The 24642-nt window shown below is 37.9% G+C and carries 24 protein-coding genes; 19 read left to right on the top strand and 5 right to left on the bottom strand.

What is annotated here, in order from left to right:
• The first annotated feature begins 46 nt into the window (after window positions 1–46).
• From ACEN36_RS09100 to ACEN36_RS09135, 8 genes are all read left to right on the top strand, one after another.
• Complete coding sequence (locus ACEN36_RS09100) at window positions 47–1333, top strand: DEAD/DEAH box helicase (protein ID WP_407126428.1); 1287 nt, start codon at window positions 47–49, stop codon at window positions 1331–1333.
• Between the two features lie 30 nt (window positions 1334–1363).
• Window positions 1364–4042, top strand: coding sequence for a sigma 54-interacting transcriptional regulator (locus tag ACEN36_RS09105; protein WP_407126429.1), 2679 nt, complete (start codon window positions 1364–1366; stop codon window positions 4040–4042).
• A gap of 167 nt (window positions 4043–4209) precedes the next feature.
• Window positions 4210–4518, top strand: coding sequence for a PTS sugar transporter subunit IIB (locus ACEN36_RS09110; protein ID WP_407126430.1), 309 nt, complete (start codon window positions 4210–4212; stop codon window positions 4516–4518).
• A gap of 192 nt (window positions 4519–4710) precedes the next feature.
• On the top strand, window positions 4711–5013 hold the full coding sequence (locus ACEN36_RS09115; RefSeq protein ID WP_407097012.1) for a PTS lactose/cellobiose transporter subunit IIA: 303 nt from the start codon (window positions 4711–4713) through the stop codon (window positions 5011–5013).
• Between the two features lie 78 nt (window positions 5014–5091).
• On the top strand, window positions 5092–5313 hold the full coding sequence (locus ACEN36_RS09120; RefSeq protein WP_407096998.1) for a hypothetical protein: 222 nt from the start codon (window positions 5092–5094) through the stop codon (window positions 5311–5313).
• Between the two features lie 12 nt (window positions 5314–5325).
• Window positions 5326–5499 (top strand): hypothetical protein, encoded by a 174-nt coding sequence (locus tag ACEN36_RS09125; RefSeq protein WP_407096997.1) that lies wholly within the window; start codon window positions 5326–5328, stop codon window positions 5497–5499.
• A 63-nt stretch (window positions 5500–5562) separates the two neighbouring features.
• Complete coding sequence (locus ACEN36_RS09130; protein WP_407126431.1) at window positions 5563–6057, top strand: SRPBCC family protein; 495 nt, start codon at window positions 5563–5565, stop codon at window positions 6055–6057.
• Between the two features lie 56 nt (window positions 6058–6113).
• The gene (locus ACEN36_RS09135) at window positions 6114–6278 is read left to right on the top strand and encodes a hypothetical protein (RefSeq protein WP_407126432.1); all 165 of its coding nucleotides are present in this window, start codon (window positions 6114–6116) and stop codon (window positions 6276–6278) included.
• A 787-nt stretch (window positions 6279–7065) separates the two neighbouring features.
• Here the strand turns inward: ACEN36_RS09135 and ACEN36_RS09140 are convergent.
• Entirely contained in the window at window positions 7066–8091 is a 1026-nt protein-coding gene (locus tag ACEN36_RS09140) for a YeiH family protein (RefSeq protein WP_407126433.1), read from the bottom strand.
• A 76-nt stretch (window positions 8092–8167) separates the two neighbouring features.
• Window positions 8168–8659 carry an N-acetyltransferase gene (locus ACEN36_RS09145; protein WP_407096993.1) on the bottom strand — a complete coding sequence of 164 codons (492 nt, stop codon included), beginning with the start codon at window positions 8657–8659 and terminating at the stop codon, window positions 8168–8170.
• Window positions 8660–10034: 1375 nt separating this feature from the next.
• On the opposite strand from ACEN36_RS09145, the gene ACEN36_RS09150 reads away from it, so the two are divergent.
• From ACEN36_RS09150 to ACEN36_RS09170, 5 genes are all read left to right on the top strand, one after another.
• Entirely contained in the window at window positions 10035–10364 is a 330-nt protein-coding gene (locus ACEN36_RS09150) for a thioredoxin family protein (protein WP_407096992.1), read from the top strand.
• 87 nt (window positions 10365–10451) lie between these two features.
• Complete coding sequence (locus ACEN36_RS09155) at window positions 10452–11303, top strand: aldo/keto reductase (protein WP_407096991.1); 852 nt, start codon at window positions 10452–10454, stop codon at window positions 11301–11303.
• Between the two features lie 222 nt (window positions 11304–11525).
• Window positions 11526–12839: an ABC transporter substrate-binding protein gene (locus tag ACEN36_RS09160; RefSeq protein ID WP_407126434.1), complete on the top strand. Its 1314-nt coding sequence runs from the start codon at window positions 11526–11528 to the stop codon at window positions 12837–12839.
• A 121-nt stretch (window positions 12840–12960) separates the two neighbouring features.
• Window positions 12961–13881 (top strand): carbohydrate ABC transporter permease, encoded by a 921-nt coding sequence (locus tag ACEN36_RS09165; protein ID WP_407126435.1) that lies wholly within the window; start codon window positions 12961–12963, stop codon window positions 13879–13881.
• Window positions 13871–14716, top strand: a complete 846-nt coding sequence (locus tag ACEN36_RS09170; RefSeq protein WP_407126436.1) for a carbohydrate ABC transporter permease — start codon at window positions 13871–13873, stop codon at window positions 14714–14716. Before ACEN36_RS09165 ends, ACEN36_RS09170 begins: the two co-directional genes overlap by 11 nt.
• A gap of 144 nt (window positions 14717–14860) precedes the next feature.
• On the opposite strand, the gene ACEN36_RS09175 is transcribed toward ACEN36_RS09170, so the two are convergent.
• Entirely contained in the window at window positions 14861–16099 is a 1239-nt protein-coding gene (locus ACEN36_RS09175) for an aminopeptidase (RefSeq protein ID WP_407126437.1), read from the bottom strand.
• Between the two features lie 520 nt (window positions 16100–16619).
• Between ACEN36_RS09175 and ACEN36_RS09180 the strand changes: the two genes are divergently transcribed.
• A complete protein-coding gene (locus ACEN36_RS09180) occupies window positions 16620–17171 on the top strand; it encodes a TetR/AcrR family transcriptional regulator (RefSeq protein WP_407096986.1) in 552 nt (183 codons plus the stop codon).
• A gap of 36 nt (window positions 17172–17207) precedes the next feature.
• Here the strand turns inward: ACEN36_RS09180 and ACEN36_RS09185 are convergent, their stop codons facing one another.
• Both ACEN36_RS09185 and ACEN36_RS09190 read right to left on the bottom strand, forming a co-directional pair.
• A complete protein-coding gene (locus ACEN36_RS09185; RefSeq protein WP_407102858.1) occupies window positions 17208–17660 on the bottom strand; it encodes a flavodoxin in 453 nt (150 codons plus the stop codon).
• A 103-nt stretch (window positions 17661–17763) separates the two neighbouring features.
• Window positions 17764–18612, bottom strand: a complete 849-nt coding sequence (locus tag ACEN36_RS09190; protein ID WP_407126438.1) for a formate/nitrite transporter family protein — start codon at window positions 18610–18612, stop codon at window positions 17764–17766.
• Between the two features lie 425 nt (window positions 18613–19037).
• On the opposite strand from ACEN36_RS09190, the gene ACEN36_RS09195 reads away from it, so the two are divergent.
• From ACEN36_RS09195 to ACEN36_RS09215, 5 genes are all read left to right on the top strand, one after another.
• Window positions 19038–19781, top strand: coding sequence for a MurR/RpiR family transcriptional regulator (locus tag ACEN36_RS09195; protein WP_407126439.1), 744 nt, complete (start codon window positions 19038–19040; stop codon window positions 19779–19781).
• A 129-nt stretch (window positions 19782–19910) separates the two neighbouring features.
• Entirely contained in the window at window positions 19911–21347 is a 1437-nt protein-coding gene (locus ACEN36_RS09200) for a glycoside hydrolase family 1 protein (protein ID WP_407126440.1), read from the top strand.
• A gap of 48 nt (window positions 21348–21395) precedes the next feature.
• Window positions 21396–22742 (top strand): PTS sugar transporter subunit IIC, encoded by a 1347-nt coding sequence (locus tag ACEN36_RS09205; protein WP_407126445.1) that lies wholly within the window; start codon window positions 21396–21398, stop codon window positions 22740–22742.
• A 69-nt stretch (window positions 22743–22811) separates the two neighbouring features.
• Window positions 22812–23720 (top strand): ROK family protein, encoded by a 909-nt coding sequence (locus ACEN36_RS09210; RefSeq protein WP_407096981.1) that lies wholly within the window; start codon window positions 22812–22814, stop codon window positions 23718–23720.
• Between the two features lies 1 nt (window position 23721).
• Entirely contained in the window at window positions 23722–24528 is an 807-nt protein-coding gene (locus ACEN36_RS09215; RefSeq protein WP_407126441.1) for an alpha/beta hydrolase, read from the top strand.
• The last annotated feature ends 114 nt before the right edge of the window (window positions 24529–24642 follow it).

Here is a 24642-nt window from a genome sequence, read left to right on the forward strand (position 1 = left end):
GGGCGATCGAAAAGACCTAAATACCGTAAATAAGAGGAGCAATCACATGAATGAACAATTAATCCCTGCATTCCAGAAACATTGGAATGATTCCGGTTTTGGCGCACCAACGGCCATTCAAACGGAAGTATATGATTTATTAAAAGAGAAGAAAGACGTAGTAGGAATCTCTCCTACTGGTAGTGGAAAAACATTGGCTTATTCTATTCCGCTATTGGAACAGATTGTGCCAACAGAAGGAATGCAGTTATTGATTTTAGAGCCTTCTCAAGAATTGGCCGTTCAAGTTGGACAAGTTGTCAGTGAATGGGCTAAAGCGTTGCAATTGACTACAATAACGTTAATTGGAGGGGCCAACATCCAACGCCAGATTGACAAATTAAAAAGCAAACCTGAAATTATTGTCGGGACACCAGGACGTATCTTAGAATTGGCCGATAAACGCAAATTAAAGCTGCATCAAGTGCAAACAGTCGTGTTGGATGAAGCAGATCAATTGTTGGGACAAGATCAATTGAGCACAGTACGTGAAGTGATCAAAAAAATGCCAAGTGATCGTCAAATGGGATTCTTCTCAGCTACCAGCAACGCATTGATGCAAGATTTGTCTAAATGGTTCAACGTGGAACCAATCTGGAAAGATGTTACAGCAATAGATGATTCAAAAGGTGAAATCGTTCATGCTTATATCGAAACGCCGATTCGCAAACGAGATGCGACATTAAAACAATTGAGTCATTTACCGGATTTTAGAGCGTTAGTCTTTTTTAATGATGTAGCTAGTTTGACGGCTGCATTGGATCGTTTGCGTTTTGAAGGAGTTTCAGCTGGCGTATTGCATAGCGAACGGAACAAAACGGAACGTCAACAAGTCCTGCAAGACTTCCGTAATGGAAAAATCCAATATTTATTGACGACGGATCTAGCTTCAAGAGGTTTAGATATAGAAGCCTTGGATTACGTGATTCAATACGATATTCCTATCTCTAAAGAAAGTTATGTTCACCGTTCTGGGCGTACAGGACGTATGAGACGCAAAGGGACTGTCTTAACGTTAGTCAATGAGCGGGAACTGCGTAATTTCAAACAATTGATCGCTCCGTTGGAATTGTCTTTGATCCAATTGTACTTATATGGTGGGGAATTAGTGACCGAAAAAGTAGTTCAAGAAGAAGCGCCGCATGCTGAAAAAGAAACCATCAAAAAAGTTGTTCCTAAAAAAGTTAAGAAACCTATGTCTACACAACCTGTTGAGGCACCTGTGAAGAAAAAGAAAAAGAATCGTACGAAAAAAACGAAGAATAAAGGAGCAAGACGTAAAAAATCAGAATAGTTTTTTGCTTAAAAGGAGAATGTGTTGAAGATGAGCAATCGTAAAGACTTAGTATTGAAGTATTTACAGCAAAATCCAGATGATTCCTTTTCTGCAAGGGAGCTTGCAGAAGCGCTTGAACTTGATCGAACAAATGTGAGCCGCTATTTAAACGAGCTGTATGCGGATCATAAAGTCCACAAAATTGTCGGCCGTCCGGTATTATTTCAATTCAAATCGCCTCGTTCTAAAAAAGAAGATGGGGAAAGCAAAGCTTTTTCAAAAATGATCGGGTATAATTTGTCTTTAAAAATTATGGTGCAGCAAGCTAAAGCGGCTATACTTTACCCGCCTAGAGGCTTGCATACGATCATTTTTGGTCAAACTGGGACTGGGAAATCTGTTTTTGCCCGCAGCATGTATGAGTTTGCTTTAGAAGCTAAAGCAATGCCGCAAGATGCCCCTTTTATTTCATTTAACTGTGCCGATTACGCTCAAAATCCACAACTATTGTTTGGGCACATTTTTGGAGTGAAAAAAGGGTCGTATACGGGTGCGACTGAAGATACACCAGGTTTGTTGAAAAAAGCTGATGGCGGGATTCTGTTTTTAGATGAAATCCATCGGCTGCCTCCTGAGGGGCAAGAAATGTTGTTTACGTTTATCGACAAAGGTGTCTATCAGCCTTTAGGAGAAAGCGGCAAAGAGTATGAAGCAAGTGTTCAGATTATCGGGGCTACCACTGAAAGTTCTGATGTATTGTTGTCAACATTCAAACGACGGATCCCCATGTCGATTACCTTGCCGCCATTGTCGGAAAGAACCATTGATGAACGGTATCAATTAGTAGCAGCTTTCTTACAGCAAGAAGCCCGTCGTTTGAATCAGGAGATTGTTGCTGAACGGGACGTCATCTTAGCCTTTATGCTTTATCATCCTGAAGCCAATATTGGACAAGTGGAGCGAGATTTAAAACTGGTTTGTGCGAAAGCTTTTTTGCATTACCGTACGAATGATGAAGACCATTTGAACATTACGCAAAAAGATTTGCCATTACAAGTACAAAAAGGATTATTGCTCAAAAAAGAAGCGCCAGATCGCCTGAATCGAATCATTAAACCGCAGCAAAACCGGTTTGTTTTTGAATCAAATCACCAAGATTCGGATTATTTTTTAGGTTCCGGAGAAGATATGAGTGTCTACAATGCGATTGAAGAACGCGTAGATGAGTTGCTCAGATCAGGTGCTCAAAATATCGACTTGGAGAAGTTTGTACAAAATGGCATGGGACATTATTTCAATGATTACATTGAGCAGTTGGCGAGTAGAGAAGTACAGAAAGAATTGATTTCAACGGATATTTTGGAAGCTACCGAAATGGTCTACGATATAGCAGAAAAACGCTTGAATCGAACATTCAATAACAGCACGCGTTTTGCTTTTTCATTGCATTTGCAAAGTACATTAGACCGTATTCGAGAAAATCGACCTATTATCCATCCTAACTTAAATGGTGTCCGTAAACAGTATTCCAAAGAGTTCCAAGTAGCTATCGAATTGTCTTCCTTGATTGAAGAGAAGTTTGTGATTGAGATACCATTAGATGAAATCGGTTTTATTACGATGTTTCTGACGATCGATTTAAAAGAGAAGTCAGAAGAGCTGCAAGAAAAAGTCGGCGTCTTTGTAATGATGCATGGAAAATCTACTGCCAGCAGTATGTTGGAAACGGTCCAAGAATTATTGGATACTAAATTTGGGATTGCTCTAGACATGCCGTTGACGATGAAAGTCAAGGAAATGTACGAATGGGTCAGGATAACGATTCGGGATCGCATGAAAGATTATGCACAAGGCATCTTATTGCTGACTGATATGGGATCGCTGAATTCATTTGGGGATATTTTAGCAGAAGAGTTGGATATGCCTATCAAGACTTTGTCGATGACGAGTACTCCGATTGTGTTGGAGGCTGTTCGAATGGCCAGTTTAGGCAGGTCATTAGAAGACATTTATCAAAGCTGTCAACGTGGAATGAGCAACAGTATCCAGCAAAATTTCACAGTAAAGAAAGACAAGAAACCTGTTATTGTGGTGACTTGCTTTACTGGAGAAGGAGTAGCGAAAAAGCTCGAAGAAAAATTAGAAACAGAAATTGATACGACCATGACAAAAATTATTCCGCTCCAATTTCTGCAGCGAGAGCAATTTCGTCAACGAATTGATCAATTAATGGAAAAATATGACTTAAAAGCTATCGTAGGAACAGTAGGCTTTGATTATTCCTCAGTTCCTTATTACTCGGCTTTTGATATTTTTGAGGGCAACAAATTAACCGATTTAAAGCGTCATTTAGAATTGGATTTTCCAGTAGAAGAAATGGCTCATTCACTCGAAGGAACGATTAAATCGGTGGATTCTGTCCAAGAATTGCTGGAATTGGTGCGAGATGTAGTAGATAAATTACTGGTTAACATGCAGTTTCAGATTGATGCGGGTGTAAAAGTAGGGGTCATCCTTCACCTGGTATTCTTGGTTGATTCTTTAAGAACAGAAGCTTTTTTACGTCCGTTTCCTAATAAAGAAATGTTTGTTAAACAAAATCGAATCTTGATGGATGTGACTAAAACAACGTGCATCGTATTGGAACGTCGTTATGAGATCCAATTTCCAGAAGATGAGATAGCGTACTTGGCTTACATGTTGTTAGAAAATAAGACTCATGAATGACAGAAATACACACTAAAAACAAATGTGTAACCATTTGTTTTTAGTGTGTATTTTTACAATGGTGAGAAAGCCTTTTCTGATAACGTTTACTTTTTAAAAAGTTGGCACGAAAATTGCTTATATATAAGTGTAAGGTAAAAAAATATCATATATGGAGTGAATATAAAATGAAAACAATTATGTTAGTATGTGCAGCAGGTATGAGTACAAGTTTATTAGTAAGCAAAATGGAAAAATCAGCAGAAGCAAAAGGAATCGAAGCAGATATCTTTGCCGTTTCCGCTTCAGAAGCTGATGCTAACTTAGCGAATAAAGATGTAAACGTTCTATTATTAGGACCACAAGTTCGCTTCATGAAATCTCAATTTGAAAAGAAAGTTGCTGATAAAAATATTCCAGTAGACATCATCAACATGCAAGACTACGGTATGATGAACGGTGAGAAACTACTAGATCACGCATTAACATTAATCTAGAGAGTATAGCAAACCGTTTAAGAGAGTGGAGAAAAGCATCCAGCCTATTGGTTTATAGCCACATAGGCTGCTTTTCGCAGCTCATTTAGTAAACTAAACGTACGAAGAAATAAAGATAACCTAATACAGTCAATCTCGTAGTAATGGAAGGGAAGTTTTATTGTGGTAGATGAACAAAATTTAGAAACGATCATGGGTCTTATTATTAATGGCGGGAATGCTAAAAGTGATGCTATGGAAGCTATCCAAGCTGCTAAAAAAGGAAACTTTGAAGAAGCAGACCAAAAAATCAAAGATGCTGATAAATCATTATCAGAAGCACATAAATCTCAAACAGGTATGTTAACGAAAGAAGCCTCTGGGGATGCCGTTACGATATCTTTATTGATGGTACATGGGCAAGATCATTTGATGAATGCCATTACTTTCCGTGATTTAGCAGCTGAAGTTGTAGATGTTTACAAAAAAATAGCTGGCGTTTTGATTGAAGAGTAAACCAACGACAAGCTGCGAAAAGTGAGTATCCCTTTTTGTAGCTTTTTCAGTTTAAACAAAAATTAGGAGGAAATAAACATGATTCTTTTAAATGCACCGATTCAACAAGACAAAATAATTGACACTTTAACTCATTACAGTGAAAATGGGGTTAGCTACAATTTCATAAAAAAAGAAGGTATGAAATTGTACTTTGAATCCACTATGGATAACGAAGAGGAAGCAGCTCAATTAGCTAAAAAAATTATTAAAGGTACAGATTACGGTTCTATATTGTATTTTCAAGCTACAGTGGAATGAGGGAGATAGGCAATGCTTAAAAACGGAATGTTCATCATGTCTTTAGGATTTATTGCGCTGATATTAGGCCTTACAGGTCCAGGTGAGAACAGTGGTTGGGTTTTAGCATTAGCCGTAATCTGTATTGTGGCTGGTTTTATTTTGTATTACCAAGCTGAAAAGAAAGAAAAGATAAATAAAGATTGATACAATGAAAAAGACTCTGATTTTTAGAGTCTTTTTTAATACTACAAAAAGGAAAGAGGTTTTATGATGACAGCGACTATCCAACAGTTTGAAGACAAGGTGATTGCAGAATTTGAACGAGAATTTCCGTATGAAATAGAATTAGTTTGGAAAATGCTAGCAGACAATCAGTATTTGCAAAAGTGGTTCCCTGAATTGAGTGTAAAGTCGCTTGAAGAAAATGGCAAGATTTTATTTGATATGCAAGATGGGACTTTTGAAGAAATGACCATTACGTCATTGAGTGAACCGAATGTTTTAGAGTACACTTGGGACAGGGACTTGGTTCGATTTGATTTAACGCCTTCAGAAAAAGGAACTCACTTAGTATTCAAAGAGACCATTTCTGAAGTGACAGAGCATACTCCTCGAGATATCACAGGTTGGCATATTTGTTTGGATGCGATTGAATCTATACTTGCCAACGAAGAAATGCCAGATACGCAATTGGTGTTTAATGAGTTGTATCCTGTGTACAAAGAAAAATTTGCGACGTTTGGAGAAGAGACAGGACAATAAAGCATGAATGGCATAAATAGGAAAAAGAGTTGCATGTTCCGAAGAAAAGCAAACCGATGATTCTTGAAATCTCGCCTATGAATTATCTTGTGATAGAAGGAGTAGGCCATCTTAATGAAGAACTGTTTTCTAAAAAAATCGAAGCTATGTATTCTGTTTCGTATGGAATTCGGATGTTGCCTAAAAAAGGAGAATCAACTGTATTGGGAATTGACTTTTAGTACACGAAAAAGCTGAAGAACGGATTGTCTGCTCTTCAGCTTTTTACCGTTCTCCAGTATTAACGTTGGTAACTAAAACAATGTTTACTCATTACTCGTTAATCGTTGCTTGGAGCAGGACATGAATGAATCTGAGTCAGCCGGCAGCGCTATTGTTTTAGTTTATTAGTCAAGTGAGGCCTCATTTTAGGTTCACTTGAAGAATAAGTACGGTTTATTAGTCAAGTGAAAGCTTAAGTGAACGCTACTTGATCAATAAATCCCATTTATTCATCAAGTCGGACATTTTCCATTCCTCACTTGATGAATAACCCTCATTTGCTCCACAAATGAAGGCCTCTTTTCACATTGAATAGAGCATTCCTTCCGAAGAAGCCGCTGAATATCGTGACTCTACTCGAATAAAAACAACACCGGCTAGTTTAAGTCCGATTTTACGTCTTTTCATGAACAGCCAAAATGCCGGAATAAATTTCTTCACCAACACTAAAAGATGAAGAACCTTTTTACCGTAAAATGAACGATAGCCCTCTCTATTTAGGAGAAGGCTATCTAACTAATCAATATTCAATATTTTTAGGTTGTCTAAACTATTACTCATTTTCAATATTTCAATTTATACAATGTATTCCCTAACCTCTAATACATCCTTGTAGCCCCATAGCTACTCCAGTGTGAATAAACTTGCCGCGTAAAACATAAAACTCGTATATCAATATCTTTCGTGTATTAATTAGTATAACACAATTTTAACGAAATAGCTAATCCTATTATATTGATTTCTGTTCTACACTTGCCCCAGCACTATTTGAACGACAAATGAAACCACGACTACCAGTGAAGAAATAATAAATCCATGCAGCATCGGTTTAAAACCCGATTTAGCTACTTCATAGAAGTTAGTCTTCAACCCGATAGAGCCGAGTGCCATCACCATCAAAAATTTGCTGATGATAGAAGTGATATTGCTGACCGATTCTGGAACGAGGCCGGTGCTTTTAATAGCTACCATCACTAAGAAAAATAGAATGAAAAAGGGGAAAATGCTTCGGATGCTGACTTTTTTCCGTGTGATCGTTTCCCCATTGGCCAATTGTTCTTTCCGTCTCATACGTGCATTGATGATCGAAAAAATCAAGACGACAGGGACGATAGACAGAGTCCGAGTTAGCTTGACAATGACGGCATACGCACCGGCTGCATCTGAAAAAGCATACCCTGCTGCGACTACGGAAGAAGTATCATTCACTGCTGTCCCAGTCCATAAACCAAATCCTAAATCACTCATCCCAAAGTACATCCCAGCTATCGGAAATAAAATCACCATCAAGATATCAAAAATAAAAGTAGCAGAAATCGAGTATGCGACATCACGATCTTCCGCCTCAATAGTTGGAGCGATCGCTGCAATCGCTGATCCTCCACAAATACCCGTTCCCGCTGAAATCATACTCGACAATTTCCAGTTCATGTTGAATAATTTTCCAATAAGGTATCCTCCGCCAAATGCAGTCAGCAAGGTAAAGACCATGACGATCAAGGAATACTTTCCGACGTTTAATACTTGCGTAAAACTAAGTGTCAGGCCTAATAAGATAATCGATAATTTCAATATTCTTTTGGAAACAAATTGTATGCCTTCTTTAAAAATCGTGTATCTTGAAATTAACGGGTTTAATAACATCCCGATCAATAAAGCAAAGACACTTCCACTAATAACGCTATTTGGGATCCAAGCACTGATTTGATTGGCTGCTACCGCCAGTGCTGCAGTTAATAAAACACCCGCTGTATACTGTTTGACTTTATTCAACGATAAATCCTCCTCTATATTTCTTACCTCTATGATCTTACTCATTTAAAAGGAGAATTTCAACTCTAGATTCATCCTAGTTAGATCTGGTTTTTTGAAAAGCGACTCTTGGCGTTCCGTCATTTACATAAATCGTACCGCACTTTTGGTACCCATTTTTTAGGAGCATTTTTTGCATCGGGATGTTAGTTTCGTGCGTATCAACCTTGATATTGGGTATTTGCTGAAAACACCATTCTAAACAAAAAGCTCCTACTCCTTTTTGCGATCGCAGTGATCCTAAGCGATGCACAACTCCGTATAAACCATCATTTAGCCATTTTCCGTCGTAGATTTCACGATAGGTGGCATCTTCTCCGATCGCAAATGTAAATACTCCAACGATTTCTGCTCCATCTAAACAAACATAACTTGTCCCTTCTTGAATATCGTTGATCAGTAATTCATCACTGGGGTAGCCATTAACCCATTGCTGGTCATTTCCATTCTCTCGCATATATTTCCTTGCTTCAGTATAAATATGCTGAATAAGCGACAACTCGTTTCTTTTTGTAGGTCTAATTTGCATTTCTCTTCACCTCTTATTATTCACAAATAACTATGTATAAAAATTCTACCATAAAATCATCTTAATGATAGGTGGAAAGCAAAAGAATTTTGTCCGTCTGATGAGATGTTCAATAATGGAATAATAGCGGGAGAACATGATGTGAAAAAGATGGATGATGAAGAAGCTTGAGATTTTAACATCAAATAAGGAACCTGAATGATGAAGTTCAAGTTCATAACATCAATCAACCGCTCTACAGAATTAATATACAGTTTACCAGTTAATTGTAAAATAAAAAGAAGCTTCAAACTCAAACAGAGTAGAAGCTTCTTTCTATTTTTAGCGGCCCTAGAGAGATTTGAACTCCCGACCTAACGTTTATACTGATAGGTAACGTTCATCTGCAACCTTACTTGATCAGATTACTTGTTTTCCCCCAGTCCACACCCTGCAGGCGACTTTCGTCGCACAAGGCGTTCCATCAATCAAATATTCGTTGAATAGAGAAAAATCTCTTACGAATAGAATAAGTTATTTTTACATTGACTGAGCAATGCAAAAACTATGATATTGGAAATAAGTGCATTATGTTCCAACGAATGATTTGATTGACTAGCCATCTTTCCTCCGCTGGTTGTTATCCCAGTTTCATCGGTACTACACAGCTGCTGCCGCAACTATTCAATAGCCATTATCCTGCTATTTAGAACCCTCAAATAGGAGATAGCGGTTCTTAGCTGCTTCCAACGTTCCGTTATTACTAGCTTTACAGTTAAACTTAGGTGCTTTCTATAAATGTTTCAGCGTTTTTGATCCACAACCATTTAACCAAAAACTATTGAGGTACATCCTCAACAACAGTATCTGCTTTCCTAAACAAGCCACCGCGCTTTAATTCATTCCATAAAATGAAAAAACATCCGTACATTCGAAAGTTCGTCAGTGCTAAAGCACATTCTCACCGTATTTAATTTATAGCCCTCCGACTACTAAGCGCATGCTGTTCGCCGACTTCACCGAACTTTTGACAACACCCAACTATTTTCAGGGATTGCCAATCGGAGATCAAGGTATTTCTCAAGCGGTTGACTTGAGTGTGCTTTTTTCATTCCGCACAATATCGTAATAACAGTTAAGCCTTATAGGCTCTTACATTTTATAGACTTTTTCAAATCTAGTTTGTAGTAAAACGTTGCGTACAGGAAACGTTTGCTCTATCCAACTGAGCTATAGGACCATACAACTAAATTCATTTTCTCATGATTCGAAAATCTTGTCTAGCACTTTTCGACTTTTCCATTTAGATAAATGAAGTGAATGTGACTTTGCACCTGTTTGTGAATCATGAGATGCGTGTTACAATGATAAAAAATGGTTAAAGGAAGAGGATATTATGGAATCATTTCAACAAGCCCATTCTATTGAAGAAGTACGCCGATTTATTCAAGAAAATGAACTAGCCTTTGTGTATATTTCTCGAGAAGACTGCAGTGTTTGTCATGCAGTACGACCTCAAGTGCAAAGTATACTTGAAAACTACCCACGCATTCGATCGATTCAAGCGGATGCTGATCATATTCCTGAAGTAGCGGGAGATTTTACTGTCTTCAGTGTGCCGGCGCTGCTGTTATTTGCTGAAGGAAAAGAATTGATTCGCGAAGCTCGTTTTGTGAAAATGGACGACTTGGATCGTCAGTTCAAGCGGATAGTGGAAAATTACTAAAGCAACTTCATCATTCGTATCGTTTTACATTGTGTTCAAATAATTGATAAGATAAGACGGTAAAACACAGTGAAAGGGATGAAGAGAATGAGCAAGGTAATTCCAACATATACATTAAATGATGGTCAAGAAATCCCTGTGATCGGTCTAGGAACCGTTGGGATAAAAGGTGCAAAAGGAGTAGCGGAAGTGATGGATGCCCTGGATAATGGGTATCGTTTGATCGATACTTCTACGAATTACAATAACGAAGGCATGGTCGGAGAAGCTGTTCGCAGAAGTTCTGTACCGCGTGACCAGATTCTATTGAGTTCAAAATTGCCGGGAGCCAAACATCAATACGAAGATGCTATCCAAATGATTCAAGAGTCTCTGTATCGTATGGGGATCGATTACTTTGATAAATACTTGATTCATTGGCCTTTGCCAAAACAAGATCAGTATGTAGAAGCATGGCAAGCATTGGTGGATGCTCAAAAATTTGGTCTGATTCGTTCTATTGGAGTTTCCAACTTCTTACCAGAACACTTGGACCGTATTATTGAGGAAACAGGGGTCACTCCGGCTACCAATCAAGTCGAACGCCATCCTTATTTCACGAATAAACGTGTAATAGAATACAATAAGGAACACGGTATTTTAACAGAAGCATGGAGCCCATTTGGAAGAGAAATTAATGACTTACTAGAAAATGAAATCATTGCTGCGTTGGCTGAAAAACATCAAAAATCAGTTGCGCAAATCATATTGCGTTGGAATTACCAAGAAAACGTGCTGGTCATTCCGAAAGCTTCTAGTGCTAAACACCAACGCGCCAATCTTGATATTTTCGATTTCACTTTGAGTGAAGAAGAAATGAAAAGCATCGATAGCCTAGATAAAGGACTAGATGGCTTAGTAGAAGGGCAACATCCAAATGAATATGAAGAGTTTGACTAAATAGAACTACTAATGATGAAAGGGGCTGGGACACTAATGTTGTCTCAGCTTCTTTGCGTGTGTATTGAGTTTTCTAAAATCGTATTAGTAGGAGAACAAGAGGCATTTGTTAAAATAAATGTAAGCTCTTACTTGTTTCTGAACCTGCATCATTCCGCATAAGCTCACCTTTTTGTAATACCACACATCATTTCAATCACATCACAAATTGGAGGGATTCAAATGTCAAAAAAGAAAGCATTTTTACTTATGAGCAGTTTAACGTTAGGAGTTTTGGCTGCATGTGGCAATAATACAGATAATACTGAAGGAGGAGACGGCTCAGGAGATGTAACGATTCAATTTATGACCTCTTCTGTAGAACAAGAACGTTTAACGGTCATCGAAGGAATGATCGACCGATTTGAAGAAGAAAATGACGGCATAACAGTAGAAACTGTTCCGGTAGAAGAAGGGCAATACAATACGAATGTAGTTACTTTGGCTCAAGCAGGAGAATTACCGGCAGTCATTGAAGTAGGACAAGATTTTGCAAAAACAATGGCAAATGAACAACTGATCGATGTAGAGGCCACTACTCAGTTGGTGGAAGATATTGGTCCACAAAGTTATTACGAAGGCGCATTGAATTTATTGAGCAGTGAAGATGGAGAAGGCTACTTGGGAGTTCCATTAAGCGGATGGGTGCAAGGGATTTGGTACAGCCAATCAAAACTTGAAGAAGCCGGAATCGAGGAGCCTGCTAATTGGGAAGAATTATTATCAGCAGCTGAACAACTGACAGATACAGCCAATAATCAATATGGTATTGCGTTGCCAACAGTTGAAGGACCATTTTCAGAACAAGGATTCTCGCAATTTGCTTTATCAAATAATGCCAATATTTTAGATAATGAAGGAAATCTGGACTTAGATACATCAGAAATGCGTGAAGCACTTGAAATGTACCAACAATTAGCTGAATACACTATGCCTGGTTCAAATGATACCACACAAGTAAACGATGCCTTCTCAAATGGAAGTGCAACAATGGCGTTGTACTCAACATATATTTTACCTGGTATCTATGAAAATGGTGATCCAAGCGATATTGGTTTCATTATTCCAACCGAAGAAAGTGAAGCTGTTTATGGGTCTGTTACAGCATTGACGATTTCTGGAGGATTAGAACAAGCAGAAAAAGATGCTGCAGAAGCCTTTATTGCATTTATGTCTGAACCAGAAAATATGACTGAATGGGTACTGATGTCTCCAGGAGGCGCACAGCCTGTCAGTGATGAAGTAACTAATAGTGAAGAATATCAAAATAATGAAGTAGTTCAAGCCTTTGGAGAGCTGTCGACAGAAATCGCCGGTTCATTTGATGCTATTCAAGTTTTTGGATTAGTTGAGGGACAAAACTTCACTCATATGGGAGCAATCACTGGGTCTAATGCGATTGGTACGTTGATCAATCAAATTACAGTCGGAGACGCAAGTATTGATGATGCAATAAACCAAGCTCAATCGACAATCGAAGATGTTATGCCAAAATAAGGCTAGCTCCATAAATAAGCAAAGCGTGGCCAAGTAAGGTAGACGAGCTTACTTGGTCAATTTTTACAGAAATAACAATAAACTAGGAAAAAATTAGTATTTTATTAAGGAAGTGAGAGAAATGAAGCCACCCCAAAATCCAACAGAAACAAGGGGAAAAAATAAAAAAATTAAACGCAGAACAGGTGATTCAAAAATTGCATTAGCATTTTTATTGCCAACGATCATCTTATTAGCTGGGTTGGTTTTGTATCCGATGATTGAAAATATCCGTATCAGTTTCTTTGATGTACCTTTGAATCCAAATTTGGATGAGATTTTTTTAGGGCTAGAAAATTATCAAACGATATTGACCGATCGGGATTTTTATCGATCACTTGGTGTAACAGTATTGTATACAGCCTTAACAGTTGTCGGAAGTACTATTCTTGGTTTAGGAGTAGCGATGTTGTTTAATCGAGAGTTCAGATTCCGAAAATTGTCGCGTTCGATCATTATTTTATCTTATGTTACGCCGTCTATCTCGCTAGTATTTGCATGGCAATATATGTTTAACAATACTTATGGCATCATCAATCATTGGCTGGTAGATGTAACAGGTATCTTAGATGAAGCTCCATTATGGTTTGACAATCCTGCATCAAGTTTTGCATTGGTCACTATTTTTGCGATTTGGCGTTACTTTCCATATGCATTTATTTCCTTTTTGGCCATATTGCAGACAATGGATGAAACACTATATGAAGCCGCCGAAATCGATGGAGCAAATGCCTGGCAGAAATTCGTGAACATTACTTTACCTGCCATTCGACCTGTATTGATCACCATCGTGACTTTGAGAACGATTTGGACATTCTATATGTTTAACGATGTTTATTTGTTAACTAAACAAGTCGATGTGATCGGGGTTTACCTATATGAGCAAGCTTTTTCTCAAAATGACATGGGACAAGCAGCCGCCATCTCCGTGGTTCTTTTTGTTATCTTATTTACAGTTATTTACTTCTCACGTAGAAAGGTGGATGTCACAAATGAAACGTAAAAGAAAAAATGCGCTGAGCCGAACGTTGTTTTATATCTTACTAGTGCTGATCTTAGTTATATCTCTGTTTCCGTTTTTCATCATGTTGATGACATCGTTGAAACCGACTAATGAAGCGATCTCTTATAATCCAACTATACTGCCTGAAGTAGTAACGCTGGAACATTACCAAGATGTCTTTAACCCGTCTTTATTTCCGTTTTTAACGTATTTTAAAAACAGTATGATCGTTTCTTTCCTAGCAGCATTCATCTCTGTATTTATCGGGATTTTTGGAGCATATGCCATGTCGAAATTAAATTTCAAATTTAAATCCACAATGAATTCAGCTTTTTATACTGTGTACATGTTTTCAGGAATTCTATTGGTGGTCCCTTTATTTAAAATCATTTCATCGCTGGGACTATACAACACACGAACATCGATCATTATTGTGATGATCGTACAAACGTTGCCAACATCTATTTTTATGCTGAAAAGTTATTTTGATACGATTCCTAAAAGTATTGAAGAAGCAGCAATGATCGATGGATTGACGCGTGTACAGATCGTCTTTTATATTACTATTCCACTGGCGATATCAGGAATTGCATCTGTTTTCGTGTATGCCTTTATGGTTGCTTGGAACGATTATTTGTTTGCTTCTATATTTGTTTCCAGTTCAGAATTCTTCACCTTAACAGTAGGGTTAAACAGCTTGTTTGCGACTCCTGATTATGTTTGGGGGAGAATGATGGCTGCTTCCTTACTGACTGCATTACCTGTAGTCATCATGTATGCTTTATCTGAACGATTCATTAAGAAAAATTTAGTAGAAGGTGGAGTAAAAGGATAGAAACACCATAAGTTTCAATTGCTTGTATTGAAGGTTTTGTAGCCGAGATGTTAAAAAAAGAGCATGAATTTATCTCTCCATACAAAAAACCAGCCATCCGAACGATAATGTCGGATGGCTGGTTTATCTTATTTACTTAAAAAATTATGCCCATTCACCGTTACGGAAAACAGGAACAGTTGAACCGTCTGCTTTGATACCATCGATATTCATGTCTTTAGAACCAATCATAAAGTCTACATGAACAGTAGAGCGGTTTAAACCGGCTGCTTCCAATTCTTCTTCTGACATTTCAGTTCCGCCAATGATATTGAATGCGTAACCTGATCCCAATGCTAAGTGGTTTGAAGCATTTTCGTCAAATAAAGTATTGAAGAAAGTTAAGCCAGATTGAGAAATTGGAGATTGGTTAGGTACCAACGCCACTTCACCCAAACGTGCAGCTCCTTCATCTGTTTCGACTAAGCGTTTCAAAGTTTCTTCACCTTGAGCTGCAGTTACGTCCGTCACTTTTCCATCTTTGAAATGGAATTCCATATCTAAGATAGTAGTTCCAGCATAGCTTAATGGTTTTGTACTGCGAACTACACCATCCACACGATTAGCGTCTGGAGCAGTAAAAACTTCTTCAGTCGGCATATTTGCCATGAAACGTTCTCCGCGAGCATTTAAGCTTCCAGCACCTTCCCAACGGTGGCCAGCAGGTAATCCAACCGTTAAGTCAGTTCCTGGAGCGGTGTAGTGTAAAGCTGTAAATTGTTGCGCGTTCAATTCTTCAGCTTTTGTTTCTAAAGTCACATCTTTTTCGTTCCAAGTTGCTATAGGATCTTCATCGTAAATATGAACGGCTTTGAAGATAGCATCCCATAAAGCATCTACTTGTTCTTCCGTAGTGTCTAGTTCTGGGAAGACTTTAGCTGCCCATTTAGCGCCTGAAGCTGCAGCAACGACCCAGCTCACTTTGTTGGCTTGAGTAGCTTTACGTTGTTCGATCATGGCTTTACCAGCTGCAGATTGATAAGCAGCGATTTTTTCTGCATCAATTCCTGCTAGAGCATCTGGGTCAGAAGAGCGAACGCTGATACGGCTAGCCCCTTTAGCAATGTGGTCTAAAGACTCATCGATTTTGTATTGCGGGATATCTGTCAGACGTTCCACTGGTGTGTTCATCGTGACTTCACGGTTTACCACGTCATCTGCCCATTTGACAATGACTTCTGTAGCTCCTAAAGCATAAGCTTCTTTTGTAATCATACGAGCAAGTGAAGCTTGGTCTACATCAATAGATAAAACGACTGTATGCCCCTTTGATACATTTACTCCCGATTCTACAATCGCACGAGCATATTTTTGTAAGTTTTCTTCGAAATTTGGTAATACCATATTTTTATTCCTCCTGATTTTATTTCATGTTCGTTGATATTCATACTGCACTTTCATATCATAGCATACGCAAATAACAAAACACAATTTGCTAACAAAAAAATTTCAACAGATTACAATGTTGTAACGAATGCGTGTTTGAAAGTCTTTCCGGTATTTTAGTGGAACACACTATGTTATAATACGAATAGAGAAAGGTTGACTTTCTAAAGAAAAACTTTCGTTATATTGGGAAGCAACTTGTTTTTATAGATGTACAAGTGATACAATAAACCTTGTGCTTTTGTGGCATTCATAAGTAGTTGAAAATGAAAATTTAAAAGAGATTATTGGTAGATTTCTTGATCGCTTTAGAAAGAATAATGGACTTTAGTTTTTTAAGTTGAAAAGCTATTGATTTGTAGACTGCTTTCTCTATCGTTTAAGAACTTTTTTTCATAGGTATTATAACCAGAAGGTAATACTGCATCCGGAACTATAACTGTTTCGTAAGAGTTTAAAGAATTTAGAGGTGAAAGATATGGCAAGAAAAAAGACCATTATGAAGTCCAGCATTCTGGATACAGCTTATGAAGTTGTCAGAACTGAGGGGTTTGATGGATTTACTGCACGCAATATTGCAAAAGAAATGAACTGTTCTACGCAACCGATTTACTTGGAATTCAAAAATATGGATGACTTGAAAAAAGAATTATTGGTAAGAATAAAAGCTCATTTGACGGAAACGATTTATGTCCAAGAAAGAATAGAAAAACCTGTTCTTAATGATGCTTTGAATTATCTGTACTTTGCAAAAGAAGAGTCTGTATTTTTTAAGGCGCTGTATTTGGAAAATCGCTTAGATGCTGAGCAAATTTTTGCTATTTCTCATGACGTGGTGTTAGATTCATTTGAAAATGATGAAAAAACTAAGGAATTGTCCAAAAGCGAAAAAGAAAAATTCTTCAGCTTATTTTGGGCTAGTGTGCATGGACTAGCATCTCTAATTGCTCAAGAATTGATTCCTTTTAATGAAGAAGAATTAATCGGTTATTTAAAACAATCCTTTAAAGGTTGCTTAAAAGTAATCTAAATAAAAAACCTCAACGTTTTTGACGTTGAGGTTTTTTTATTGAGCATTTACTTTTTCGACTAGAGCTTTGGCAAAGGCGTTTAACTTTTCGATATCTGCTTCTTCGGGATCTAAATCAACTTTGACACTTTCGGCACCCTGAACTGCTCCAGCTGCCTTAAGTTGTTCTGTAAAATCATCGACTGATTGACAAAATTTTTCATAAAAGGTATCTCCAGAACCGAAAGTCCCAAAAATTTTCCCCGTTAAATTTACATCAGCTAATTCCTCATAAAAGTCCACGATTTCATCGGGCAAATTCGCATCCGTTCCGTAAGTATAAGTAGCAACCAGACACAAGTCTACATCCAAAAAATCTTCGGGATCAGCTTGCATACTTTCTTCTACCTGAACCTCTACACCTAGTTCTTGTAATGTTTCCTCAACAATATCGACACATTGAGCGGTATTCCCCGTTAAACTCGCATAAACAATCATAGCACTGGTCACGTTTTTTTCATTCCTTTACGGTTAGATTCTCAAAATAGTATACCAAATTTTGAGGAGCAGTACCAATCAGAAAGAACACAAGGAACTCAATGACAAATGAGGTTTAATCGGCATAACGCGTTTTCCCATTGTTCAACCATGAATAGTTTAGGCCCATTATTAAACCACCACCAACATAATTTCCTAATGTCGCAAAAAAGATATTTGTTACAACAGCAGCAATTGTCATTCCCGGAACATTTCCACCGCTGGCAAAAAATGCCAGAGAGAAAGAAGAAAAGTTGGCAATAACGTGTTCAAAACCGAGAAAAGCAAAAATAAAGATCAGAAATACAATAGCTAATACTTTTCCTGCATCATCTTTCATTCGCATAGTAACAAAGAAAGCTATATTCACGACCATATTTGCAAATATCCCCTCAACAAATATTTGTAAGGGTGCTTTAGCCAATTTGCCTGAAACAGCAGTGATTAAGTAGTGGTCTATGGCAACATCATGGAAGACACCTGTATAAGATAAGGCCCAGCTAATCATAATAGCTCCAACAGCATTAAAAAGAATGCAAGTACCCAAAATACTCAATGCTTTTTTCCAAGGAAGAACTTTTCGATGTACAGCAGTTGTCATATACATCATATTAGAAGTACCCAATTCAGCATTCAAATAAATGATCATGACTAATGACCAAGTGAACATAAAAGCATACCCGAATTTACCCCATCCTGGTGTTAAATGTTCAATAGAATTTCCCATACCGACTGCGATCCCAGTACCCAACGTTAAGTAAAAACACGCTAACATGGCTCGCATAATATAACGACCGATGCTCTTATCAAACAAGTCTGCTTTTTTTAAGATGCATTTTTCGATGTCGCCCATCATACCAGTTGAAAAACCTTCTACTATATTTTTACTTTGCCCTACAGATGCTTCAGCTACCTTTTCTTCCACTTATTTTCATCTCCAATTTAATCAAATGATTTAATTCACAATGTTTATCATACACTATTTTAAATTAAAAAGAAATTCTTTGATTATAGATAATGTTTGAAATGTGAATTATTTTAGAATAACTTTGAATAAGAAGAAAAGACCTTAAAAAACTAACATAACAGAGAAGGCTTCCACTGCATTTGTTTCGGCTTTTTTATTGTGAATTCCTTTACTAATACACATTTCCCAAAAAATTAAGAGAGTATGATTCTTATGCGCAAGACTAGATTTTGATTAAATCGTTGAACATCAAGGAGGGAAGCTCCATGATGAAGATTAGCGTTTGAACATCAAGGTTGAAAGCTCCATGATGAATGATAGTGAGGGACAAAGACTTGTGTTAAAATAAAAAAGATTGATAAGAGAGAACAGGGGGAAAGAGTGTGTTCAATTTTGAAGCTATTAAATCATTTACAGAAACAGACCGCGTTATTTATGATTACATCCTGCAGCATAAGGAAGAGATTTATTACATGCGTATTCGCGATTTGGCGGAAGCAGCTCATGTTTCTCCAGCATCCGTAGTTCGTTTGCTGAAAAAAAGCGGGTATGAAAGTTTTGCAGAGTTTAAGTCAGAAGTTCGCCGTCAGACGAAACAAAATCAGCAACAACCAGTATTTGATACAAAAGAAATTGTAGATGAATTTTTTAACCGAACACTAACCAAAGATTACAATCAGCAGTTAGACAAGGCCGTTGAACTAATACATAAATCCGGATTGGTCATTTTTTTCGGTATTGGGACATCCGGAATTCTAGCAGAATATGGTTCTCGACAATTTATTAATTTAGGGAAACGAACCTTTTTCGTAAAAGATCCATTTTACCCCATAAAAAACGCCAGTGAAGATTTTACAGAATCAGCTGCTATCATTTTATCGGTCTCAGGAGAAACGGAACAAGTTCTTGAACAAATGGAAGCCTTAAAAGAACAAGGCAGTAAGATTATCAGCATTACCAATACTTCGGGAAATACATTAGCTAAAAATTCGGATGTGAATTTAGCTTATCATCTCACGCCGGAATTGGTGGGAAAAGAAGTGAATATTACTTCTCAAGTGCCCGTTACTTTTCTACTAGAGACTTTAGCACGAAAAAATTACACGAAGCGTAAACGAAAAGAATGAAACGTATTGTTTCAATATTGAAATATATTTCAAAAAACTGAAACCGGATTCTTTTTGTGAAAAGGTTATTGTGTTATGTAAAAAAACGGTTACAATAAAAAGTGTAAGAAAAGAAAAAGAGGTGAGGAAATGGAACACAAACAGTTGACGCCTTTTCCGGAAAACTTTCTGTGGGGATCGGCTTCGGCTGCCTATCAAGTAGAAGGTGCGATGGAAGAAGACGGAAAAGGACTTTCTGTCTGGGATGAATTTGTTAAGATTCCCGGCAAAACATTTAAAGGAACCACTGGGGAGGTGGCAGTAGATCATTATCATCGTTACAAGGAAGACGTACGATTGATGGCAGAACAAGGGTTGAAAGCTTACCGTTTTTCGGTAGCTTGGAGTCGTGTGATTCCAGATGGAGATGGGGAAATAAATGAAGAGGGGATTCAATTTTATGAAAATTTGATTGATGAACTGTTGGCACACAATATTGAACCAATCGTTACACTATACCATTGGGATATCCCACAAGCTTTACAAGATAAATACAAGGGCTGGGAATCTCGTCAAGTAATTGCAGATTTTACTCGTTATGCAACGATCTTATTTAAACGCTTTAATGGAAAAGTAAACTACTGGGTGACGTTAAATGAGCAAAATGTGTTTACATCGCATGGTTATATGATGGGAAGCCATCCGCCAGATGTAAAAGATCCCAAACGCTTTTATGAAGCCAATCACATTGCAAACTTAGCGAATGCTTCTGTCATTCAGGCTTTCCGTGAATTAGGGATTTCTGGGAAAATTGGTCCGAGTTTTGCTTATGGTCCAACGTATGCACTAGATTCTAGACCAGAAAACCAATTGGCAGCGGACAATAACGAAACGTTCAATGCCCATTTCTGGATGGACATTTATGTATTTGGGAAATATCCTAAACTAGCGTTGAAATGGTTAGAAGAAAATAACTGGGCACCTACAATCGAAACTGGGGACTATGAAATGTTGGCAAGTGGCAAGCCAGACTTTATGGGCTTAAACTATTACCGCAGCTCCACAGTTGAATTCAATCCTTTAGATGGTGTTGGCGAAGGAAAAATGAATACTACCGGAGAAAAAGGGTCTACTGAAGAAGGTGGGATTCCAGGATTGTACAAAGGAACGGATAATCCTTATGTAGAAAAAACCAACTGGGATTGGGACATTGATCCGACTGGTTTACGCATTGCTATGCGCCGTATCGACAGTCGTTATGACTTGCCGATATTAATTACGGAAAATGGACTGGGTGAATACGATACATTAGAAGAAGACGGTTCGATTAACGATACATATCGAATTGATTATTTAAAAGCCCACGTCAAAGCCATTCAAGAAACGATTTCTGATGGAGTAGATGTATTAGGGTACTGTACATGGAGTTACACAGATTTGTTGAGCTGGCTGAACGGTTACCAAAAACGGTATGGTTTCGTTTATGTAGACCGTGAAGAAAACGATGAAAAAGAACTCAAACGATACAAAAAAGATAGTTATTTTTGGTATAAAGAGGTTATTGATGCGAATGGATTAACAGATTAAAACATGCTCAAAACAATTTGATTTATTGGAGGAAACCAAATGGGGTTTATGGATAAATTTGAAGGCGTTTTAGAGAAGACTTTAGTGCCTTTATCAATCAAGTTAAACAGTCAACGCCATATTGGAGCGATCCGAGATGCATTTATTTTAGCTTTTCCATTAACAATGGCAGGTTCATTGATTTTACTATTAAATTTTGCGGTCTTATCACCAGATGGCTTTATCGCATCTCTGCTAAATTTAGACAGTATTTTTCCTAATTTAGCAGAAGCACAAAATATTTTTGCACCGGTTGTTCGAGGAACCAATGACGTATTGTCTATTTTCATCGTCTTTATGATTGCTCGGAACTTAACTGAAACATATAAACAAGATTCATTGTTAGGTGGATTAACAGCTATCGCTACATTCTTTATCTTGTATCCGCCTTATCAAAATGTGGAAGGCGCAAATTACTTAACAACTCAATTCATCGGTGCACAAGGGTTGTTTGTAGCGATGATTGTTGGATTACTGGTTGGTGAAATTTTTAGTCGTCTTTCATTGAACAAACGATTGAAAATTAAAATGCCAGAGCAAGTTCCGCCGGCTGTTGCTCGTTCTTTCTCAGTGTTGATTCCGATTATTTTGATTTTAATGCTCTTCTCTATTGTAAATTACGTTGTGGCACTATTTTTCCCAGATGGAATTAATGAATTGATTTACTCATTGATTCAAGCACCATTAACAAATATCGGAGGAAACGTTTTTGCCGTTATTATTTTGGCACTTGTTTCCAACTTGTTATGGGTATTGGGAATTCATGGTCCTAACACCATTGCAGCTATCCGTGATCCTATCTTCTCACCAATGGGAATTGAAAATTTAAATTACATTGCTGAAAAAGGAACGACTTGGGGTGTTCCTTACCCAATCAACTGGGGTTCTATGAATGATGGTTTTGGTAATTATGGTGGTAGCGGGATGACACTTGGTTTGTTGATTGCTATTTTCTTAGTGTCAAAACGAAAAGACTACCGTAATATTGCTAAATTATCCATTGCTCCAGGTTTGTTTAACATCAATGAGCCCGTTGTATTTGGACTTCCAATTGTGTTGAATCCAATTATGATCATTCCTTTTGTATTCACACCAATCATCAATATTTTAATCGGGTATTTCTTTACAGTTAGTGAAATTATACCGCCTATTGGTTACTCGGTCCCATGGACGACGCCAGGACCATTGATTCCGTTCTTGGGTACCGGAGGAAGTTGGGGAGCATTAGGCGTGGGGCTCTTGTGTCTAGGAGTTTCCGTTCTGACTTACATGCCGTTTGTTATGGCAACAAATAGAGCAGCTGTAAAAATGGAAGAAATGGATAACGCACAAGACACTACAAGCGCAAACGCTTAAAATTTGAAAAACTATCTGCCTCTGATTTATGGAGGCGGATAGTTTTTTGACGAAAAAGGAGATAAAATGATGAATACAGTTTGCTTCGACATCGGCGGAACGTATATCAAGTATGCCTTAGTGTCAAATATTGGAGAGATCTTGCAGCAAGATAAAGTAGAGACCCCTTATCAAAAAGATGCGTTCCAACAAGAGATAGCAGCGATCGTAAACCAATTTGCTCTCGATTATGAAGTGAATGCAGTCGCCATCAGTATGCCAGGGTACATCAATCCTGAAACGGGATACGCTGAAAGAGCGGGGGCTTTAGTTTATTTGGATCACATGAATTTGATCGAGTTACTGAGTGAAAAAATCACGCTGCCGATTTATATCGAAAATGATGCTAACTGTGCAGCTTTAGCTGAGCGGTATTCAGGAAGTGCTCAAGGGATTGATAACTTTATCGTCATGACCATTGGCACCGGAATCGGAACAGCTTTGTTTTTAAACGGAAGTCTCTTTCGGGGAGCCAGTTTTAAAGCTGGTGAATATGGCCATTCCCGAATCAACTATCAACAGCAGCCGCATGCTACCATGCACGATATATTTTCTACTCGCGTTCTCGTCAAACGGTATAAGCAGCTTCTAGGCATAAGCAGTACGGAACACGTAACAGGTGAAGCTGTTTTTGAAGCTGCTCGAAAAAACCCAGCAGTGGAAGCACTTTTAACTGAATGGGTACAGTGGATATGTGTGGGAATCTATAATTTAGCTTGCACTTTAAATCCTGATAAACTATTAATTGGCGGCGGTGTTAGTGCCAACCCTGAACTAATTCCAAGGATTCAAGCACAAATGAAACACGTTGATGAGCGTTGGGTGACTGATTTTAATGTTCCAATTGAACCATGCCGCTATTTGAACGATGCTGGAATCTTAGGAGCCTATTATTTTGCTGCACAGCAACAAACAATCAAACCAGTAGAGGAGAAATAAGATGGCTATTTTAACCGGATCTTTTCAATCAAAGGAATTAATCAGAAAAGTCAGCTTCACTGCCATTATTCCTACAACCACTCGTTCAATTTATGAACCTGAGAATGCTGAATCTGACAATAAAGATGAGCCTTTAAAAACGGTGTATTTATTGCATGGATGGGACGGAAATCATGAAGACTGGCTGCACAACACACGAATCGCCGAACTGGCGATAAAATACCACATCGCTATCTTTATGCCAGATGGACAGAATAGTTTCTATGTGGACCAGCCGAATGGAGATCATTTTGGAAAATTTATCGGAGAAGAATTTGTTCATGAGACCCGCAAATTATTTCATTTGTCGGATAAAAGAGAAGATACAACGATTGGCGGATTATCGATGGGTGGTTATGGGGCGCTGAGAAATGGTTTCTACTACCCCAAAACGTTCGGCAATATTTTAGCGTTCTCAAGTAAAATTTTTACAAAACGCTCATCTTCAGATATTGTTTTTGACCAGCCAATCTCTCGGCGGTACCAAACGTTGATTAAGGGAGAGACCACAGCCGCTTTACCTGATGATATGGATATCGAAGAATTAGCGGTAAAAGTTTTTGAATCAAAAGAGGGCAATCCAAGACTCTATTTATCTTGCGGGACGGAAGATAGCTTGATTGACGAACAAAGAAGTTTCCATCGCTTCTTAAGAGAACACGATTATGCACATGAATGTATTGAAGCCCCAGGCGTCCATAACTGGGATTATTGGAATACCAGTATTGAACAAGGACTGGAATGGCTGTATGGGAATGCGGAAAAGTAATCATTAAAGAATTGGGAAGAGCCGTTGTGGTCAATGGATAGTTGACCACAACGGCTCTTTTTTTAAGATGTGTATTAATTTGTATTTACAAATTAATACACATCTATTTACAAT

The sequence above is a fragment of the Desemzia sp. FAM 23989 genome, assembly GCF_045528345.1.
Taxonomy (GTDB): Bacteria; Bacillota; Bacilli; order Lactobacillales; family Carnobacteriaceae; genus Desemzia.

Bases quoted from the DNA above. Each gene is read 5' to 3' on its own strand.
- ACEN36_RS09180 (WP_407096986.1), top strand. From the start codon at position 16,620: ATGGCAAGAAAAAAGACCATTATGAAGTCCAGCATTCTGGATACAGCT.
- ACEN36_RS09205 (WP_407126445.1), top strand. From the start codon at position 21,396: ATGGATAAATTTGAAGGCGTTTTAGAGAAGACTTTAGTGCCTTTATCA.
- ACEN36_RS09215 (WP_407126441.1), top strand. From the start codon at position 23,722: ATGGCTATTTTAACCGGATCTTTTCAATCAAAGGAATTAATCAGAAAA.
- ACEN36_RS09210 (WP_407096981.1), top strand. From the start codon at position 22,812: ATGAATACAGTTTGCTTCGACATCGGCGGAACGTATATCAAGTATGCC.
- ACEN36_RS09150 (WP_407096992.1), top strand. From the start codon at position 10,035: ATGGAATCATTTCAACAAGCCCATTCTATTGAAGAAGTACGCCGATTT.
- ACEN36_RS09135 (WP_407126432.1), top strand. From the start codon at position 6,114: ATGATTCTTGAAATCTCGCCTATGAATTATCTTGTGATAGAAGGAGTA.
- ACEN36_RS09115 (WP_407097012.1), top strand. From the start codon at position 4,711: ATGGGTCTTATTATTAATGGCGGGAATGCTAAAAGTGATGCTATGGAA.
- ACEN36_RS09160 (WP_407126434.1), top strand. From the start codon at position 11,526: ATGTCAAAAAAGAAAGCATTTTTACTTATGAGCAGTTTAACGTTAGGA.
- ACEN36_RS09125 (WP_407096997.1), top strand. From the start codon at position 5,326: ATGCTTAAAAACGGAATGTTCATCATGTCTTTAGGATTTATTGCGCTG.
- ACEN36_RS09100 (WP_407126428.1), top strand. From the start codon at position 47: ATGAATGAACAATTAATCCCTGCATTCCAGAAACATTGGAATGATTCC.
- ACEN36_RS09155 (WP_407096991.1), top strand. From the start codon at position 10,452: ATGAGCAAGGTAATTCCAACATATACATTAAATGATGGTCAAGAAATC.
- ACEN36_RS09165 (WP_407126435.1), top strand. From the start codon at position 12,961: ATGAAGCCACCCCAAAATCCAACAGAAACAAGGGGAAAAAATAAAAAA.
- ACEN36_RS09200 (WP_407126440.1), top strand. From the start codon at position 19,911: ATGGAACACAAACAGTTGACGCCTTTTCCGGAAAACTTTCTGTGGGGA.
- ACEN36_RS09110 (WP_407126430.1), top strand. From the start codon at position 4,210: ATGAAAACAATTATGTTAGTATGTGCAGCAGGTATGAGTACAAGTTTA.
- ACEN36_RS09105 (WP_407126429.1), top strand. From the start codon at position 1,364: ATGAGCAATCGTAAAGACTTAGTATTGAAGTATTTACAGCAAAATCCA.
- ACEN36_RS09175 (WP_407126437.1), bottom strand. From the start codon at position 16,099: ATGGTATTACCAAATTTCGAAGAAAACTTACAAAAATATGCTCGTGCG.
- ACEN36_RS09170 (WP_407126436.1), top strand. From the start codon at position 13,871: ATGAAACGTAAAAGAAAAAATGCGCTGAGCCGAACGTTGTTTTATATC.
- ACEN36_RS09145 (WP_407096993.1), bottom strand. From the start codon at position 8,659: ATGCAAATTAGACCTACAAAAAGAAACGAGTTGTCGCTTATTCAGCAT.
- ACEN36_RS09120 (WP_407096998.1), top strand. From the start codon at position 5,092: ATGATTCTTTTAAATGCACCGATTCAACAAGACAAAATAATTGACACT.
- ACEN36_RS09130 (WP_407126431.1), top strand. From the start codon at position 5,563: ATGATGACAGCGACTATCCAACAGTTTGAAGACAAGGTGATTGCAGAA.